We start from the raw sequence: 18,674 nt of genomic DNA on the forward strand, positions 1-18,674 counted from the left end.
ACCATCGCGAGCAAGCCCGCTCCCACAAGAACCTCCGCAGGTTCTGATCAGCGCTTGGCCCAACGCAAACGCAACCACTCAAGGTCTTCGGGGCGGGTGACCTTGATATTGTCCGAACGCCCTTCGATCAAACGCGGCGCCAGGCCTGCCCACTCCATCGCTGAAGATTCATCGGTGATGGTTGCATCGGCCACCAGGCTGTCAGCCAAAGCACGATGCAACGCCCCCAAGCGGAACATCTGCGGCGTATAGGCCTGCCAGATCAAGCTGCGATCCACGGTTTCAACCGCACGCCCCTGCTTGTCCACCCGCTTGAGCGTGTCCCGCGCTGGAACGGCTAACAAACCACCTACAGGGTCGTCAGCCAATTCACTCAGCAGCTTGTTAAGGTCTTCCCGAGACAGGTTGGGCCTCGCGGCATCATGCACCAACACCCAATCGTCATCTGCCGCGCCCTGCGCATGCAGGTGCAACAACGCGTTGAGTACCGAGTCGGCGCGCTCACGCCCGCCGTCTACCCGCACAACCCGAGGGTCGGCAGCACAAGGCAAGGACGGCCAGAAAGGATCATCAAAAGCGACACTGACCACCAGCCCCTTCAGGCCCGGGTGGTCGAGGAAACAGCTGATGCTGTGTTCCAGAATACTGCGTCCACCCAACTGCAAATATTGTTTGGGACGGTCCGCGGCCATACGGGCACCTACACCCGCGGCAGGAATCACGGCCCAGAAGGCCGGTGACAAATGACTCATTGGGCCAACTGATAGAGGGTTTCACCCTCTTTGATCATGCCCAACTCATGGCGAGCACGTTCTTCAACGGTCTCCATGCCTTTTTTCAGCTCCAGCACTTCCGCATCCAGCACACGGTTGCGCTCAAGCAGGATTTCGTTTTCAGCACGTTGATCGGCTATTTGCTGGGTCAGGTCAGTAACCTGCGCCAAACTGCCATTACCCACCCACAGGCGATACTGCAGGCCTGCCAGCAGCAAGAGCAAGATTAGAAACAACCAATTGGGACTGCGCATCGAATATCAGGTATCCAGTGAAAAGACAGCCATGCCGACAAACGTAAACAACGAATAATACAAAGCCTGGACGAACCAGGCTTGTATACAGAAGCATCAGATTAGTGTCAAAAGACCCGACTTGGCGAGCTTTCCGACACTACCTGCTGACTTTTTACCATTAAGTACTCAGCCGCGAAACTCGCCACGGCCGTTGTACTTGGCTTTTGCACCCAGTTGCTCTTCGATACGCAGCAATTGGTTGTACTTGGAAACGCGATCGGAACGGCACAGCGAGCCGGTCTTGATCTGGCCAGCGGCGGTACCCACGGCCAGGTCGGCAATGGTGGAATCTTCGGTTTCGCCGGAGCGGTGCGAGATCACAGCCGTGTAACCTGCAGCCTTGGCCATCTGGATGGCTTCCAGGGTTTCGGTCAGGGTGCCGATCTGGTTGAACTTGATCAGGATCGAGTTAGCGATGCTCTTGTCGATGCCTTCTTTCAGGATCTTGGTGTTGGTGACGAACAGGTCGTCGCCTACCAGCTGCACCTTCTCACCGATTTTGTCGGTCAGGATTTTCCAGCCATCCCAGTCAGACTCGTCCAGACCGTCTTCGATGGAGATGATCGGGTAACGCTGGGTCAGACCTTTGAGGTATTCAGCAAAACCTTCGGAGCTGAACACTTGGCCTTCGCCCGACAGGTTGTACTTGCCGTCTTCGTAGAATTCGCTGGCCGCGCAGTCCAGCGCCAGGGTCACGTCGGTGCCCAGGGTGTAACCGGCATTGGCGATGGCTTCGGAAATGACTTTCAGAGCATCTTCGTTGGACGCCAGGTTAGGTGCGAAACCGCCTTCGTCGCCCACTGCGGTGTTCAGGCCACGGGCCTTGAGCACTGCTTTGAGGTGATGGAAGATTTCGGTGCCCATGCGCAGCGCGTCGGAAAAGGTCTTGGCGCCAACCGGCTGAACCATGAACTCTTGAATGTCGACGTTGTTATCGGCGTGCTCGCCACCGTTGATGATGTTCATCATCGGAACCGGCATCGAGTAAACACCCGGAGTGCCGTTCAGGTTGGCGATGTGTGCATACAGCGGCAGGTCCTGGTCCTGTGCAGCAGCCTTGGCCGCAGCCAGGGATACAGCCAGGATGGCGTTGGCGCCCAGGGAGCCTTTGTTCTCAGTACCGTCCAGCGCGATCATCGCGTGGTCCAGCGCCTTTTGGTCAACCGGGTCTTTACCCAGCAGCAAATCACGAATCGGGCCGTTGATGTTGGCAACGGCTTTCAGCACGCCTTTGCCCAGGTAACGGCTTTTGTCGCCATCACGCAGTTCCAGCGCTTCACGGGAACCGGTGGAAGCACCGGACGGCGCGCAAGCGCTGCCGATGATGCCGTTGTCGAGAAGCACGTCCGCTTCCACAGTGGGATTGCCACGGGAGTCGAGAACTTCACGACCTTTGATGTCGACGATCTTTGCCATTGTTGTAAATACTCCAAAGTTGACGAAAACGACGCAGCTGAGGGAAATATTGTTATCGGCGGCAAGGGTCAAATAGCGGGCAGCCTTGCGGGCGATAAGGCTCGGGCCCTGAGGCCCGAGAAATCGTGCGGTACTTTACCGGAGAAACGAGGGTTACGCGGTTTCTATTGTCGGAAAACTTTTAACCAACTCATCCAGCGACTTCAGCTGAGCCAGGAATGGCTCCAGCTTGTCCAGGCGCAAGGCACAAGGGCCGTCGCACTTGGCGTTGTCAGGATCCGGGTGTGCTTCCAGGAACAGACCGGCCAGGCTCTGGCTGATACCAGCCTTGGCCAGGTCGGTTACCTGGGCACGACGACCACCGGCAGAGTCCGAGCGACCGCCAGGCATTTGCAGCGCATGGGTCACGTCGAAAAACACCGGGTATTCGAACTGCTTCATGATGCCGAAGCCCAGCATGTCGACAACAAGGTTGTTGTAGCCAAAGCTGGAGCCACGTTCGCAGAGGATCAACTGATCATTGCCCGCTTCTTCGCATTTGCTCAGGATGTGTTTCATTTCCTGAGGCGCAAGGAACTGGGCTTTTTTGATGTTGATCACGGCGCCGGTCTTGGCCATGGCCACGACCAGGTCAGTTTGACGCGACAGGAAAGCCGGCAACTGGATGATGTCGCAGACCTCGGCGACCACGGCCGCTTGCGCAGGCTCGTGGACGTCGGTAATCAGCGGCACACCGAAGGCGGCCTTGATGTCCTGAAAAATCCGCATGCCTTCTTCGAGGCCTGGGCCACGGTAAGAGCTGACAGATGAACGATTGGCCTTGTCGAAACTGGCCTTGAACACGTAAGGAATACCAAGCTTTTCGGTGACCCGTACGTACTCTTCGCACACCTGCATGGCCATATCACGGCTTTCCAGCACGTTCATGCCACCGAACAAGACCATTGGCTTGTCGTTGGCAATTTCGATATTGCCTACACGGATAATCTTTTGCGCCATTCTGATTACGCCTTCTTCTCGTGTTGCGCCAGTGCAGCTTTGACGAAACCGGTGAACAATGGATGGCCATCACGTGGCGTGGAGGTGAACTCCGGGTGGAACTGGCAAGCGACAAACCAAGGATGATCCGGAGCTTCAACCACTTCTACCAACGCGCCGTCACCGGAACGACCGGTCACTTTCAGGCCTGCTTCGGTCAGTTGCGGCAGCAGGTTATTGTTCACTTCATAGCGATGACGATGACGTTCAACAATCACGTCCTTGGCATAGCAATCGTGAACCAGGGAACCGGCTTGCAGCTGGCAATCCTGCGCGCCCAGACGCATGGTGCCGCCCAGGTCGGAAGTTTCGGTACGGGTTTCGACTGCACCGGTGGCGTCTTCCCACTCGGTGATCAGACCGACAACCGGATGGCCGCTGCTGCGATCGAATTCGGTGGAGTTGGCGTCTTTCCAGCCCAGCACATTACGTGCGAACTCGATAACCGCTACTTGCATGCCCAGGCAGATACCCAGGTATGGCACCTTGTTCTCGCGTGCATATTGAACGGCAGTGATCTTGCCTTCGACGCCGCGCAGACCGAAGCCGCCCGGAACCAGAATGGCATCACAGCCTTCAAGCAGCTCGGTGCCTTTGTTTTCGATGTCTTCGGAGTCGATATAGCGCAGGTTGACCTTGGTACGGTTGGAAATACCGGCGTGGCTCATCGCTTCGATCAGCGACTTGTACGCGTCCAGCAGTTCCATGTACTTGCCGACCATCGCGATGGTGACTTCGTGCTCCGGGTTCAGCTTGGCGTCGACGACCTTGTCCCACTCGGACAGGTCGGCGCTGTTGCATTCCAGGCCAAAGCGCTCAACGACGAAATCATCCAGGCCCTGAGCGTGCAGCATGCCCGGGATCTTGTAGATGGTGTCGGCGTCTTCCAGCGAAATGACAGCACGTTCCTCAACGTTGGTGAACAGCGCGATCTTGCGACGCGAAGACACATCAACGTGGTGATCGGAGCGGCAGATCAGTACGTCTGGCTGCAGGCCGATGGAACGCAGCTCTTTAACCGAGTGCTGTGTAGGTTTGGTTTTCGTTTCGCCAGCGGTGGCAATGTACGGAACCAGAGTCAGGTGCATCAGCATGGCGCGCTTGGCGCCCACTTCGATGCGCAGCTGACGGATAGCTTCGAGGAACGGTTGCGACTCAATGTCACCCACAGTGCCGCCAATCTCAACCATCGCTACGTCGGCATCGCCGGCGCCCTTGATGATCCGACGTTTGATTTCGTCGGTGATGTGCGGAATTACCTGAATGGTTGCACCCAGGTAATCACCACGGCGCTCCTTGCGCAGGACGTGTTCGTAAACGCGGCCCGTGGTGAAGTTGTTGTTCTGGGTCATGGTCGTGCGGATAAACCGCTCGTAATGGCCCAAGTCCAGGTCGGTTTCGGCGCCGTCGTGCGTGACGAACACTTCACCGTGCTGGAACGGGCTCATGGTGCCCGGATCAACGTTGATGTAGGGGTCCAGCTTCAGCATGGTGACCTTAAGTCCCCGCGCCTCCAGGATGGCTGCCAATGAAGCCGAGGCAATGCCTTTCCCCAATGAAGAAACAACACCGCCCGTGACGAAGATGTAGCGCGTCATGAAAAACCCTAGAAGTCTGCGTTAAAGCGGTCAGAGCCGCCGGGGAAAGCGAAGGAAGGCCGAAGCCCCCAATCACCAGCATTAGTCACAGTGCACCTTTCGAAAAACTGCTGCGTTGAAACAGACCGATGGAAACCACCGGTTCGATGCAAGCCACACATTTTTTTAAAATCGCCCAGCAAAGACTGCTTGGTAATCGGCAACATCTGCAATTCTGGTGAATCCACAGAAGTTGTATCAAGAAGGGAGCGTAGTCTACCGGAAACCCCCTTTCAGCTCAAACCTTGATCGCTCGAAGTTGGCAGCCACTGCAATTTCCAGTGCCCACAGGGGCTGGAGTCCAGTCCAGGGAGGTTTGCCACGGCCAATAACTGCTCATTGCGGTACAGAAGCGGCAATCTGCCACGGGCAAACAACGGAACACCTCGCTCGTTGAGCAGCCGCTTGAGATCACGATGACCGCGCTGTGCCTGCGCCATCACTTCGCCCCCTAGACGATAGCTCACTTGCAAAGGGCCATCCGGGATATCCCCGACAAAATGCACACGACCATTACCCGGCAGCGCCAGGGCCTGATCAGGACAGGGCCACAACACCGGGGCGATCGGTTGGTGCAACCATTCGCCGGCCAGCCACCAAATACGTCCACCGGCACGATGCAACTCGCCGTCTGCGAGCTTCCACACCGGCTGCGCATCGATGCGGGCATCCCGCAGGGCATCCCACCCCGCCCAATGGTCGGTGTCCGGCAATGACGTGAAGGCTGACAGCCAGTGACGCAAGGCATTGCGCTGACGGGCAGGTGACAGGCTGGCGATGGCGGTCAGTTCCAGGGAGGGCAAGCCAAGCCAGGCAAACTCGCTGGTAGAGCCCGCAGCGTGCAAATCCTGCTGGGCCAGTTCATCCAGCAAACCCTGCGCCTCGGCACAGTGCGCTGCGCTGCGGGCCATGCTGGCAGCCGCCTGGGGCCAGCGCCGAGCGAGGATCGGAAGGACTTCATGGCGCAGGAAATTGCGGGAAAAATCTGTCTGGGTGTTAGACGGGTCCTCAATCCAGCTCAGACCCTGTGTTCGGGCATATGACTCAAGCTGGGCGCGGGACACGTCCAGCAAAGGCCGGCACAGATGTCCTGCGCCCAGGCGACGCTGGCGCGGCATGCCCGCCAGGCCGCCGACCCCCGCCCCGCGCAACAGGCGAAACAACAGGGTTTCAGCCTGGTCATCGCGATGCTGCCCGAGCAGCAGCACCTCCCCGGCACCGCTGATCGCCGCAAACGCCTGATAGCGCGCATCCCGCGCTGCACGCTCGACACTTGCGCCCGCCTGCACCTGCACGGCAATCACCTGCAAGGGCACTCCAAGCCCCTTACACAGTGCCTGACAATGGGCTGGCCACGCATCGGCCGCCGCCTGTAGGCCATGATGCACATGGACAGCGGTGATAGGCGGTAATGAGTGGGTTTTACGTAATTGAACGAGAAGGTGCAGCAGAACGGTGGAATCGAGTCCGCCGGAGAGCGCGACGTGCCAGGCCTTGGCGTTGCGCCAGGGGCCGAGGGCTTGCAGAAGTAGAGTTGACATGTCAGCCATTAAAAGCCCCTCACCCTAGCCCTCTCCCGGAGGGAGAGGGGACTGACCGCACGCGGTAGCGAGAACACCACCAATCAGCTCCCTCTCCCTCCGGGAGAGGGTTGGGGTGAGGGCCGGTTTTAATCAGGTATCAGAGACCGTAGCTCATCAAACGATCATAACGACGTTTGAGCAGGGCTTCGTGATCCAGCTTCTTGAGCATGTCGAGCTGGGAAATCAGATCGGCACGAATGCTCGCAGAAGCCGCAGCCGGGTCACGGTGCGCGCCGCCCAATGGCTCGCCAATCACCTTGTCGACGATGCCCAGGCCTTTCAGACGTTCTGCAGTGATACCCATGGCTTCAGCTGCGTCCGGCGCTTTTTCGGCGGTTTTCCACAGAATCGAGGCGCAACCTTCCGGCGAGATCACCGCGTAGGTCGAGTACTGCAGCATGTTCAACTGGTCGCACACGCCAATGGCCAATGCACCGCCCGAACCGCCTTCGCCGATAACGGTGGCGATGATAGGGGTTTTCAGGCGCGACATGACGCGCAGGTTCCAGGCAATGGCTTCGCTCTGGTTGCGCTCTTCGGCGTCGATACCCGGGTAAGCACCCGGCGTGTCGATAAAGGTCAGGATCGGCATCTTGAAGCGCTCGGCCATTTCCATCAGACGGCAGGCCTTGCGGTAGCCTTCAGGGCGCGGCATACCGAAGTTGCGTCGTACCTTTTCACGCACTTCACGGCCTTTCTGATGACCAATCACCATCACTGGCTGATCGTCCAGACGGGCAATACCGCCAACAATGGCAGCGTCATCGGCAAAGTGGCGGTCGCCATGCAGCTCATCGAACTCGGTGAAGATGTGATCGATGTAGTCCAGCGTGTAGGGACGACGCGGGTGACGGGCCAAACGGGCAATCTGCCAGCTGGTCAGCTTGCCGAAAATATCTTCAGTCAGCGTTTTGCTTTTGTCTTGCAGACGAGAGATTTCATCACTGATATTCAGCGAATTGTCATTACCAACCAAGCGCAACTCTTCGATTTTGGCTTGCAGGTCAGCAATCGGCTGTTCGAAATCAAGAAAATTCGGGTTCATAAGCATCCGTCTTGGGTCGGCGGCAAAGCATGCCAGAGGGTCTGAAACCCAGCAATTGCTGGCGTTTCTAACCGAGCTGGGGCAGCCGGTTGATCTGTATCGCGCCTACCTTAAGGGACAGGCGCTCTCAGGTCGAGATTAAAAATTCAGGTCGAGGTCAGGGCGCAGCTATGGCCCCTGACCGTCAACGGTATTGGAGGAAGACGTTGTCTCGCCCGAACTGGTCACGCAGGGCTTGAATCAAGCTGTCTGCCGGATCGATCCGCCAGGTCTCGCCAAACTGCAGCATGGCCTTGGCCTCTTCGCCCGTGTACTCCATGGTGACAGGGCAGGCTCCGCGATGTTTTTTCAGCAACTCGCCCAGATTACGCAACTGATCACCCTTGAGCGCGTCCCGGTTCACTTTCAGGCGCAAGCTCTCGGCCAGACTGGTGCGTGCATCTTCCATGCTCATCACCCGTTTGACCCGCAGGCGCAGGCCACCGGAGAAGTCGTCATTGCTGACTTCACCTTCGACCACCACCATCGCATCAGTCTGCAACAGCGACTGCGCCGAATGAAACGCCTCGGCAAACAACGACGCTTCAATGCGCGCCGAACGGTCATCGAGAGTGATAAAGCCCATCTTGTCGCCTTTTTTGTTCTTCATCACCCGCAACGCGATAATCATCCCGGCAACGGTCTGGGTATCACGGGCTGGCTTGAGATCAATAATGCGCTGGCGGGCAAAGCGGCGGATCTCGCCCTCGTACTCGTCAATCGGATGGCCGGTCAGGTACAGGCCCAGAGTGTCCTTCTCGCCTTTGAGTCGCTCCTTGAGCGTCAGTTCCCTGGCCTTGCGGTGGTGGGCATAGACGTCCGCATCAGCCTCGACAAACAACCCGCCAAACAGGTCGGCGTGCCCGCTGTCATGGGTGCGCGCAGTTTGTTCGGCTGCCTTGATCGCTTCTTCCAGCGCCGACAGCAACACCGCACGGTTCTGGTCGATGTTGGCTTGCCAGGCCTTGGGCTCGTCATGGAAAAACGGCCCCAGGCGGTCAAGGGCACCGCTGCGGATCAGGCCATCAAGAGTACGCTTGTTGATACGTTTGAGGTCAACCCGGGCGCAGAAATCGAACAAATCCTTGAACGGGCCGTCCTGACGCGCCTCGGTAATGGCCTCGACAGGCCCCTCGCCCACCCCCTTGATCGCTCCCAGGCCATAAATGATCCGGCCTTCATCGTTCACCGTGAACTTGAACTCCGAGGCATTCACATCCGGCGCATCGAGACGCAGCTTCATGCTGCGAATCTCTTCGATCAGGATCACCACCTTGTCGGTGTTGTGCATATCCGCCGACAGTACCGCGGCCATAAATGGCGCCGGGTAGTGGGTTTTCAGCCAGGCGGTCTGGTACGACACCAGGCCGTAGGCAGCGGAGTGGGATTTGTTGAAACCGTAACCGGCGAATTTTTCCACCAGGTCGAAAATGTTACCGGCCAGGTCAGCGTCAATATTGTTATTGGCGCAACCTTCAATAAAGCCACCGCGCTGCTTGGCCATTTCTTCAGGTTTTTTCTTACCCATGGCCCGACGCAGCATGTCAGCGCCGCCGAGGGTATACCCGGCCATGACCTGGGCAATCTGCATCACCTGTTCCTGATACAGGATGATGCCGTAAGTGGGTGCCAATACCGGCTTGAGGCCTTCGTACTGATAATCGGAGTGCGGGTACGCCAGTTCGGCACGGCCGTGCTTACGGTTGATAAAGTCATCAACCATGCCTGACTGCAGCGGCCCCGGACGGAACAGGGCCACCAGTGCGATCAAGTCTTCCAGGCAGTCGGGTTTGAGCTTTTTGATCAGCTCTTTCATACCGCGCGACTCGAGCTGGAACACCGCGGTGGTTTCGGCCTTTTGCAGCAACTGGTAGGTCGGCTCGTCGTCCAGCGGGATAAAGGCGATATCCAGCGGCGGCTCGTCGACCTTGGCGCGATCGCGGTTGATGGTCTTCAACGCCCAGTCGATCACTGTCAGGGTCCGCAGACCGAGGAAGTCGAACTTCACCAGGCCAGCAGACTCAACGTCATCCTTGTCGAACTGGGTAACCAGACCACCACCCTCTTCGTCGCAGTAAATCGGCGAGAAGTCAGTCAGTTTGGTCGGTGCGATCACCACACCACCGGCGTGCTTGCCGACGTTACGTACAACGCCTTCAAGCTTGCGGGCCATTTCCCAGATTTCGGCCGCTTCTTCGTCGACCTTGATAAAGTCGCGCAGGATTTCCTCCTGCTCGAAGGCTTTTTCCAGGGTCATACCGACTTCAAACGGAATCATCTTCGACAGACGATCCGCCAGGCCGTAGGACTTGCCCTGCACCCGCGCCACGTCACGGATTACCGCCTTGGCGGCCATCGAACCGAAAGTGATGATCTGGCTTACCGCGTTGCGTCCGTATTTTTCGGCCACATACTCGATTACCCGGTCGCGACCATCCATGCAGAAGTCGACGTCGAAGTCGGGCATCGATACCCGTTCCGGGTTAAGGAATCGTTCGAACAGGAGGTCGTATTCCAGCGGATCAAGGTCGGTGATCTTCTGTACATAGGCCACCAGCGAGCCGGCACCCGACCCCCGGCCCGGTCCTACCGGTACGCCATTGCTCTTGGCCCACTGAATAAAGTCCATCACGATCAGGAAGTAACCCGGGAACCCCATCTGGATGATGATATCCAGTTCGAAATTCAGCCGGTCGACATACACCTGACGCTTGGTGTCGTAATCCTCGGTGGTGTCTTTGGGCAGCAGAACGCTCAGGCGCTCTTCCAGGCCGTCAAATGACACCTTGCGGAAATATTCATCGATGGTCATGCCATCAGGGATCGGGAAGTTGGGCAAAAAGTGAGTGCCCAGCTTTACTTCGATATTGCAGCGTTTGGCAATTTCAACCGTGTTTGCCAAAGCATCAGGCAAGTCACTGAACAGCTCGGCCATTTCCTCGGCGCTTTTCAGATACTGCTGATCGCTGTAATTCTTGGAGCGACGCGGGTCGTCCAGTGCCCGGCCCTCACCAATGCAGACGCGGGTTTCGTGAGCCTCAAAGTCCTGTTGCCTGATAAAGCGCACATCGTTGGTTGCCACCAGCGGCGCGCCGATCTTGTCTGCCAGGGCCACAGCCGCATGCAGATGCTCTTCGTCATTGGGACGCTTGGTACGCTGCACTTCGATATAGAAGCGGTCAGGGAACACCGTCATCCATTCTCGGGCCAGGGTCTCGGCTTCTTCAGTGTTGCCACTGATCAGCGCGACACCGATCTCGCCCTCTTTCGCAGCCGACAGCATGATCAGGCCATCGGCGGCCTCGGCTACCCACTCGCGCTCGATGATGACCTGGCCATTGCGCTGGCCATCGATGTAACCACGGGAGATCAGCTCGGTCAGGTTGCGATAGCCCAACGGGTTCATCGCCAACAGGCTGATACGGCTGAGGGGGTTTTCAGGGTCCTTGTTCGACAGCCACAGGTCTGCACCACTGATCGGCTTGATGCCGCCGCCCATGGCCGCCTTGTAGAACTTGACCAGGGAGCACATGTTGTTCTGATCGGTCACCGCGACAGCGGGCATATTCATGCCGGCCAGAGTTTTGATCAGCGGTTTGATCCGCACCAGGCCATCGACCAGGGAGTATTCAGTGTGCAGGCGCAGGTGAACGAATGAAGCCGGCATGGTGATCCTGTCTATAAGCTTTGAGAAACAACAAGGCCCGGATTGTACCGGGCCTTGGCAAAAACATCAGCCTTATGGCTAAAGGCCTTCAAGGGCCTCGTAAGCACGACGCACCGGACCAAACGAACGGCGATGTATCGGTGTAGGCCCCAGGCGCTCGAGGGCTGCAAGATGAACGGCCGTTGGGTAACCCTTGTGCCCGCCAATGCCATAGCCAGGGTACTGCAGCTCGAATGCAGCCATTTCGCGGTCACGGCTGACCTTGGCCAGAATCGATGCCGCGGCAATTGCCGGTACCTTGCTATCGCCCTTGACCACGGCCTCGGCTGGCATGGCCAGCTTGGGGCAACGATTACCGTCGATCATGGCCAGTTTCGGGGTAATGCTCAGTCCTTCAACAGCGCGCTGCATGGCCAGCATGGTGGCGTGCAGAATGTTCAGCTCGTCGATTTCTTCGACTTCGGCCCGGGCAATGCACCAGCTCAGTGCTTTTTCACGAATTTCGTCGAAGAGCTTTTCGCGACGGGCTTCAGTGAGCTTTTTCGAATCATTGAGCCCGGCGATAGGCCGATTGGGGTCGAGAATCACGGCGGCCGTTACCACAGCACCGCACAAGGGGCCACGACCCACTTCATCGACACCCGCCACGAGGTCTTCGACCAGATTGAAGTCCAAGCCGATTTGCATGGTTACTTTACTCATTTGGATTGTGCAATCAGGTCCAATACCGCTTTGGCGGCCTGATTGGAAGCGTCGAGACGCAAGGTGCGATGAATTTCGTCAAAGCCGCGGGTCTGCTCTTCACCACCCTCAAGCAAAGGCAGCAAGGTGCGGGCCAGTGCCTCAGGCGTGGCTGCATCCTGCAACAGCTCGGGCACCAGCATGCGCTGGGCCAGCAAGTTGGGCAGCGACACATACGGGCTTTTGACCAGACGCTTGAGAATCCAGAACGTGAGACGCGCAAGACGATAAGCCACCACCATCGGCCGCTTGTACAGCAAGGCTTCAAGAGTGGCCGTGCCCGATGCGATCAGGACCGCATCACAGGCCGCTAGCGCGAGGTGCGACTGGCCGTCGAGCAAGGTCAGCGGCAAGTCGCGCCCCACCAGCAACTGTTCGATCTGCTCACGACGCGCTGCGCTCGCGCAAGGCAACACAAAGCGCACATCAGGGCGAGCTTGGCGGATTATTTGCGCGGCATCGAGAAACAACCCGCCAAGCTTGCCAACTTCACCACCACGACTACCCGGCATCAAGGCGACCAACGGCCCGTCAGGCAGGCCCAACTCGGCGCGCGCACCGGCCTTGTCGGCCTCAAGAGGAATGGTGTCTGCCAGCGAATGCCCGACAAAACGCACGGGCACACCGTGCTCTTCGTAAAAGCGCGCCTCGAATGGCAGCAACGTCAGCATCAAATCGCAACCTTCGCGGATTTTCAGCACGCGCTTCTGCCGCCACGCCCACACGGACGGGCTCACATAATGCACGGTCTTGATCCCGGCACGACGCAATTGAAGTTCGATATTGAGGGTGAAATCGGGGGCGTCGATGCCGATAAACACGTCGGGCTTTTCGGCGATCAGGGTCTGAACCAACAGCTTGCGGCGCTTGAGCAATTCACGCAGGCGACCCAGCACTTCAACCAGGCCCATCACCGACAGACGTTCCATCGGGAAGTAGGAGCTCATGCCCTCTGCTTCCATCAATGGACCACCCACGCCGATAAATTCGATATCAGAATGCTGGGCCTTGAGTGCCCGCATCAACCCCGAACCCAATATGTCGCCCGAGGCCTCACCCGCTACCAGCGCGATACGCAATCTGGCCATGACTAGCGCGTGATGCCGCGAGTGGAAGAGCGAATGGACTCTACAAACATGGCAACTTCCGGGAACTGAGCAGCAGGCTCGGCCAATTCTGCAAGCGCCTGATCAACAGTCAACCCCTGGCGGTAAACCACCTTGTAGGCACGACGCAAGGCATGGATGGCATCGTCACTGAAGCCGCGACGACGCATGCCTTCGAAGTTCATGCTGCGTGCTTCGGCAGGGCTGCCAAACACGGTTACAAATGCAGGAACGTCCTTGCCAATGGCAGTGCCCATGCCCGAAAAGCTGTGCGCACCGATGTGGCAGAACTGATGGACCAGGGTAAAACCGGACAGGATGGCCCAGTCACCCATGTGCACATGGCCTGCCAACGCAGAGTTATTGACCAGGATGCAATGGTTGCCAATAACGCTGTCATGGCCGATATGGGCATAGGCCATTACCAGGTTGTGATCACCCAGCGTGGTTTCAGAGCGGTCCTGAATGGTGCCGCGATGAATGGTGACACCTTCACGAATCACGTTGTGGTCACCGATCACCAGGCGAGTTTCCTCACCCTTGTACTTCAGATCAGGGGTGTCCTCACCTACCGAAGAAAACTGGTAGATGCGATTGTGCTTACCGATCCTGGTTGGGCCCTTGAGAATCACATGCGGCCCAATCACAGTCCCCTCGCCGATTTCCACACCAGCGCCGATGATCGACCAAGGGCCGACCTCGACGTCGTCGGCCAAAATGGCCGTCGGATCGATGATTGCGCGAGGGTCAATCAAACTCATAGTTTGCGTTCCGCACAAATGATTTCAGCCGAGCATACCGGCTTGCCGTCAACCGTTGCCTGGCACTCGAACTTCCAGATGGAACGCTTGCAGCTCAAGAACTTGGCCTCAAGGATCAGTTGATCACCTGGCAGCACAGGCTGACGAAAGCGTAGCTTGTCGGAACCTACGAAGTAATAAAGTGTACCGTCAGCCGGCTTGAGGTCCATCATCTTGAAACCAAGGATGCCGGCTGCCTGAGCCATGGCCTCGATGATCAACACGCCCGGCATGATCGGGTGGGCCGGGAAGTGACCGTTGAAAAAAGGCTCATTGATGCTGACATTCTTGTAGGCACGAATGCGCTTGTTCTCGACATCCAGATCCACCACTCGGTCCACCAGCAGGAACGGGTAACGGTGGGGCAGATATTCGCGAATCTCGTTGATGTCCATCATTTCGTGGGGAAGCCTGTAATAAAGATTGGGCGCGCGCGACTAAGGCGCGCTCCTCTAGCAAATCAAGGAAGCAAACCAATGGCTCTGCACGCTTGATATGGAAATTGTATTAACCTTTTGAAGAAGCTTTACCGCCGGGGGTCACTTACCGACGTGCTTTTCCAGTTGTTTCAATCGCCGGGCGATATCGTCCAGCTGACGAATACGTGCCGCACTTTTGCGCCACTCGGCGGCCGGCTGCATCGCGGTACCGGAAGAGTAGGCGCCAGGCTCGGTAATCGAGTGGGTCACCATTGTCATGCCAGTCAAGAATACATTGTCACAAATTTCAATGTGCCCCACCAAACCGACACCACCTGCCAGCATGCAGTGCTTGCCGATCTTGGTGCTGCCCGAGATCCCGACACATGCGGCCATGGCCGTATGGTCACCGACCTGAACGTTGTGCGCGATCTGGATCTGGTTATCCAGCTTGACCCCATTACCGATTACGGTATCGGCCAGGGCGCCGCGGTCGATGGCCGTGTTGACACCGATTTCGACATCATCACCAATGGTCACACCACCGATTTGCGCGATTTTTTGCCACACGCCTTTTTCGTTGGCAAAACCAAAGCCTTCACCGCCCAGCACTGCGCCCGACTGAATAACCACGCGCTTGCCGATGCGAACATCGTGATAAAGCGTCACGCGTGGAGCCAGCCAGCCGCCTTCACCGATTTCGCAACGCGCCCCGATAAAGCAATGAGGGCCCACCGTGACACCGGCAGCGATGCGCGCACCGCTTTCGATGACGGCAAACGCACCAATGCTCGCCGCAGGGTCAACCACCGCGTCAGCAGCAATCACTGCCGATGGATGAACGCCGGCAGTGGCTTTGGGTTTGGGATCAAACAGATGGGAAATCCGCGCATAAGCCAGGTAAGGATCCGGCACAACCAGGGCATCACCGGGATACTCTTCGGCGTCAGCAGCCTTGAGCAATACAGCTCCGGCCTGGCAGTCGACAAGGAATTTTCGGTACTGGGGGTTGGCCAGAAAGCTCAACTGAGCTGGGCCAGCCTCTTGTAAAGTGGCTAGCCCAGTGATTTCTTTCTCCGCAGAGCCACGCAAGGTGGCCCCGAGGAACTCGGCCAATTGGCCGAGTTTTATAGTCGCAGTCATAATTACTTCAGCTGATTCATGCGCTCGATAACTTGGCGAGTGATGTCGTACTGAGGTTTAACATCAATCACAGCACCACGCTCGAACACCAGGTCAAAGGCGCCTTTTTTGATGACTTCTTCAACAGCGCTGTCCAGTTTCGGCTTCAGCTGTTTCAGCATTTCACGGTCAGCAACGGCTTTGGCTTCGTTCAGTTCCTTGGACTGGAACTGGAAGTCACGGGCCTTTTGCTTGAATTCAAGCTCCAGACGCTCACGCTCGCCCTGCTGCATCTTATCGCCGCCTTTTACCAGACGGTCCTGAATACCCTTGGCGCTGCTTTCCAGGCTTTTGAGCTTGGTCAGTTGCGGGCCAAATTTCTTCTCGGCATCTACGGCGTAACGCTTGGCGGCGTCCGATTCAAGCAATGCCATCTGATAGTTCAGCACGGCAATTTTCATGTCGGCGAAAGCCGGGCCAGCCACTAGAACCGAAGCCAGGAGAACCAATTGAGTCAACTTACGCACGATGCACTCCTAAAAAATCCGTTGTCTGTATCTGAAGTCAGGCTTTAGAAAGTCTGGCCGAGGGAGAATTGGAACACTTGAGTGTCGGCATCATCCGGTTTCTTGATCGGCATGGCCAAGCTGAAACTCAGCGGGCCAAGCGCAGTCACCCAGGTCACACCAACACCCACAGAGCTGGCCAGGTTGCTGAAGCCGATATCGCAATCCTTGGTATCGCCCTTGCAGTTGGTGTCGAACACGTTACCCACATCCCAGAACACGGAGGTGCGCAGGGAACGCTGGTCTTTGACGAACGGCATAGGGAACAACACTTCCACACCACCCTGGATCAGCACGTTACCACCGAATGGCAGCGGATCCTGGTCCGGGTCGGCAATGGTGCCTACGTTACCGGTTACACCAGCACCACGGCTTGGGGTGCTGCGTGGGCCCAGAGCGCTGTCCTTGAAGCCACGTACCGAGTTGAAGCCACCCGCGTAGTAGTTTTCATAGAACGGCAGGCCTTCGGTGGAACCATAGCCATCACCATAGCCCAACTCGGTGTGCAGGCGCATGGTGTAGGTGTCGGTCAACGGCTGGAACAGCTGGGCACGGTAGTCCAGCTTGTAGAACTGCAGGTCGCTGCCTGGAATGGTGGTTTCAAACACCAGGCTTTGCGAGCTGCCGCGAGTCGGCAATACGCCTTTGTTCAGGGTCGATTCAGACCAGCCGACCGATGCCTTGAAGTTGAGGTACTTGTCGCCTTCACGGTTTACGAAGTCGAAAATCTCGTCAACGGTGTACTGGCCGGTGCTGATTTCATCCTGCTGCACAGTCAGGCCATAGGTCAGGCGCGATGTGTCGCTGATCGGGTAGCCCATGGTGATACCAGCACCCAGGCTGTCCACCGAGTAGTTTGCTACGTCAACGTCCAGGTCTTTGTAGTCGGTAGTGCGGTAGAAAGCGTTGTAACCCAGGCTCACACCATCAGCTGTCCAGTACGGATCGACATAGCTGAAGTTGTAGCGGCTCTGGTATTCGCTGCGGGTCAGGCCAATGCTGACCTTGTTGCCCGTACCCAGGAAGTTGTTCTGGGTAATCGAACCGCCCAGGATCAAACCTGCGCTCTGGGCAAAACCGACGCTGGCGGTAATGGAACCCGACGCCTGCTCTTCTACTGCATAGTTCACGTCAACCTGATCGTCAGTGCCTGGCACTGCCGGAGTCTCGACGTTGACTTCCTTGAAGAAGCCCAGACGCTCAAGGCGGACCTTGGACTGGTCAATCAGGTAAGTCGATGCCCAGCCACCTTCCATCTGGCGCATTTCGCGACGCAGCACTTCGTCAGCCGACTTGGTGTTGCCGCGGTAGTTGATGCGGTTGACGTAAGCACGCTTGCCCGGATCGACCACAAAGGTGATGGCCACGGTGTGATCTTCAGGGTTTGGCTGAGGTACGCCGTTGACGTTGGCGAAGGTATAGCCCTCGTTACCCAGACGACGGGTGATCAGCTCCGAGGTGGTGGTCATCAGCTTGCGCGAGAACACCTGGCCCGGCTGAACCAGCAGCAGCGACTTGATCTGATCTTCCGGAACCTTGAGGTCACCGCTCAGTTTCACTTCGCCAACATTGTATTTTTCGCCTTCATTCACGTTAACGGTGATGTAGACGCTTTTCTTGTCAGGCGTGATCGATACCTGGGTCGAAGCAATATCCATATTGATATAGCCGCGATCGAGATAGTAGGAGCGCAGACGCTCAAGGTCACCCGACAGTTTTTCACGTGCGTACTTGTCGTCGTTCTTGAAGAACGACAGCCAGTTCGTGGTCTTGAGTTCAAACAGGTCAACCAGGTCGGACTCAGGGAAAACCGTGTTGCCCACCACGTTGATGTGCTGGATCGCGGCAACCGTGCCCTCGTTGATATTGACCTTCAAGGCAACCCGGTTACGCGGCTCGGGCACCACTTCGGTGTCTACCGTCGCCGAGTAGCGGCCCTGGGCAACATACTGGCGTTGCAGTTCGTTGCGCACGCCTTCAAGGGTGGCGCGCTGGAAGATTTCACCTTCGGCCAGGCCCGACTGTTTAAGACCTTTCATAAGGTCATCAGTGGAGATCGCCTTGTTGCCGTCAATGGTGATGCTGGAGACGGAAGGACGTTCGACAACCGTGATAACAAGCACATTGCCATCACGACCCAGTTGGATGTCCTGAAAGAACCCGGTTTTGAACAACGCACGAGTGGATTCCACCAGACGGCGGTCATCCGCTACTTCACCCACGTTCAGAGGCAACGCGCCAAACACGCTACCGGCGGAAACCCGCTGGAGGCCGTTGACACGGATATCAGAGATAGTGAAGGACTCGGCGTGAACTTCGGCGATCATCAGTACGGCGAGAACCGCAGTTAGCAGCAGACGTTTCATGAAGTCCTTTCTTATTCCAACTGGCAATAAACAAACTGCCGCAAAATGCGGCAGATTCGC

Annotated in this window: 14 protein-coding genes and 1 pseudogene; all 15 read right to left on the reverse strand. The window is 57.3% G+C overall.

What is annotated here, in order from left to right:
- Nucleotides 1–47: 47 nt before the first annotated feature.
- The gene (ispD, locus tag V6L81_RS21140) at nucleotides 48–752 is read right to left on the reverse strand and encodes a 2-C-methyl-D-erythritol 4-phosphate cytidylyltransferase (RefSeq protein WP_095001322.1); all 705 of its coding nucleotides are present in this window, start codon (nucleotides 750–752) and stop codon (nucleotides 48–50) included.
- Nucleotides 749–1,027, reverse strand: coding sequence for a cell division protein FtsB (gene ftsB, locus V6L81_RS21145; RefSeq protein ID WP_016782000.1), 279 nt, complete (start codon nucleotides 1,025–1,027; stop codon nucleotides 749–751). Before ftsB ends, ispD begins: the two co-directional genes overlap by 4 nt.
- A gap of 168 nt (nucleotides 1,028–1,195) precedes the next feature.
- Nucleotides 1,196–2,485: a phosphopyruvate hydratase gene (eno, locus tag V6L81_RS21150; protein WP_095001321.1), complete on the reverse strand. Its 1,290-nt coding sequence runs from the start codon at nucleotides 2,483–2,485 to the stop codon at nucleotides 1,196–1,198.
- A 153-nt stretch (nucleotides 2,486–2,638) separates the two neighbouring features.
- On the reverse strand, nucleotides 2,639–3,484 hold the full coding sequence (gene kdsA / locus V6L81_RS21155; protein ID WP_016781998.1) for a 3-deoxy-8-phosphooctulonate synthase: 846 nt from the start codon (nucleotides 3,482–3,484) through the stop codon (nucleotides 2,639–2,641).
- 5 nt (nucleotides 3,485–3,489) lie between these two features.
- The gene (locus V6L81_RS21160) at nucleotides 3,490–5,121 is read right to left on the reverse strand and encodes a CTP synthase (RefSeq protein ID WP_029611550.1); all 1,632 of its coding nucleotides are present in this window, start codon (nucleotides 5,119–5,121) and stop codon (nucleotides 3,490–3,492) included.
- Nucleotides 5,122–5,393: 272 nt separating this feature from the next.
- Nucleotides 5,394–6,710 (reverse strand): tRNA lysidine(34) synthetase TilS, encoded by a 1,317-nt coding sequence (gene tilS, locus V6L81_RS21165; RefSeq protein ID WP_095023029.1) that lies wholly within the window; start codon nucleotides 6,708–6,710, stop codon nucleotides 5,394–5,396.
- A 130-nt stretch (nucleotides 6,711–6,840) separates the two neighbouring features.
- On the reverse strand, nucleotides 6,841–7,788 hold the full coding sequence (locus V6L81_RS21170) for an acetyl-CoA carboxylase carboxyltransferase subunit alpha (RefSeq protein ID WP_016781995.1): 948 nt from the start codon (nucleotides 7,786–7,788) through the stop codon (nucleotides 6,841–6,843).
- Between the two features lie 184 nt (nucleotides 7,789–7,972).
- On the reverse strand, nucleotides 7,973–11,494 hold the full coding sequence (gene dnaE / locus V6L81_RS21175) for a DNA polymerase III subunit alpha (RefSeq protein ID WP_338661109.1): 3,522 nt from the start codon (nucleotides 11,492–11,494) through the stop codon (nucleotides 7,973–7,975).
- A 78-nt stretch (nucleotides 11,495–11,572) separates the two neighbouring features.
- Nucleotides 11,573–12,181 carry a ribonuclease HII gene (gene rnhB, locus V6L81_RS21180; protein WP_095001317.1) on the reverse strand — a complete coding sequence of 203 codons (609 nt, stop codon included), beginning with the start codon at nucleotides 12,179–12,181 and terminating at the stop codon, nucleotides 11,573–11,575.
- 11 nt (nucleotides 12,182–12,192) lie between these two features.
- On the reverse strand, nucleotides 12,193–13,323 hold the full coding sequence (gene lpxB, locus V6L81_RS21185) for a lipid-A-disaccharide synthase (protein WP_095020568.1): 1,131 nt from the start codon (nucleotides 13,321–13,323) through the stop codon (nucleotides 12,193–12,195).
- A 2-nt stretch (nucleotides 13,324–13,325) separates the two neighbouring features.
- Complete coding sequence (lpxA, locus tag V6L81_RS21190; protein ID WP_095001315.1) at nucleotides 13,326–14,102, reverse strand: acyl-ACP--UDP-N-acetylglucosamine O-acyltransferase; 777 nt, start codon at nucleotides 14,100–14,102, stop codon at nucleotides 13,326–13,328.
- Nucleotides 14,099–14,539 carry a 3-hydroxyacyl-ACP dehydratase FabZ gene (gene fabZ / locus V6L81_RS21195; protein WP_016781990.1) on the reverse strand — a complete coding sequence of 147 codons (441 nt, stop codon included), beginning with the start codon at nucleotides 14,537–14,539 and terminating at the stop codon, nucleotides 14,099–14,101. The genes lpxA and fabZ overlap by 4 nt, the downstream gene beginning before the upstream one ends.
- A 109-nt stretch (nucleotides 14,540–14,648) precedes the next feature.
- A pseudogene (gene lpxD, locus V6L81_RS21200) lies at nucleotides 14,649–15,703 on the reverse strand (UDP-3-O-(3-hydroxymyristoyl)glucosamine N-acyltransferase).
- A gap of 2 nt (nucleotides 15,704–15,705) precedes the next feature.
- The gene (locus V6L81_RS21205) at nucleotides 15,706–16,209 is read right to left on the reverse strand and encodes an OmpH family outer membrane protein (protein WP_003440444.1); all 504 of its coding nucleotides are present in this window, start codon (nucleotides 16,207–16,209) and stop codon (nucleotides 15,706–15,708) included.
- 44 nt (nucleotides 16,210–16,253) lie between these two features.
- Complete coding sequence (gene bamA, locus V6L81_RS21210) at nucleotides 16,254–18,614, reverse strand: outer membrane protein assembly factor BamA (RefSeq protein ID WP_095001313.1); 2,361 nt, start codon at nucleotides 18,612–18,614, stop codon at nucleotides 16,254–16,256.
- Between the last annotated feature and the right edge of the window lie 60 nt (nucleotides 18,615–18,674).

The organism is Pseudomonas bubulae, from assembly GCF_037023725.1.
GTDB classification, from domain to species: domain Bacteria; phylum Pseudomonadota; class Gammaproteobacteria; order Pseudomonadales; family Pseudomonadaceae; genus Aquipseudomonas; species Aquipseudomonas bubulae.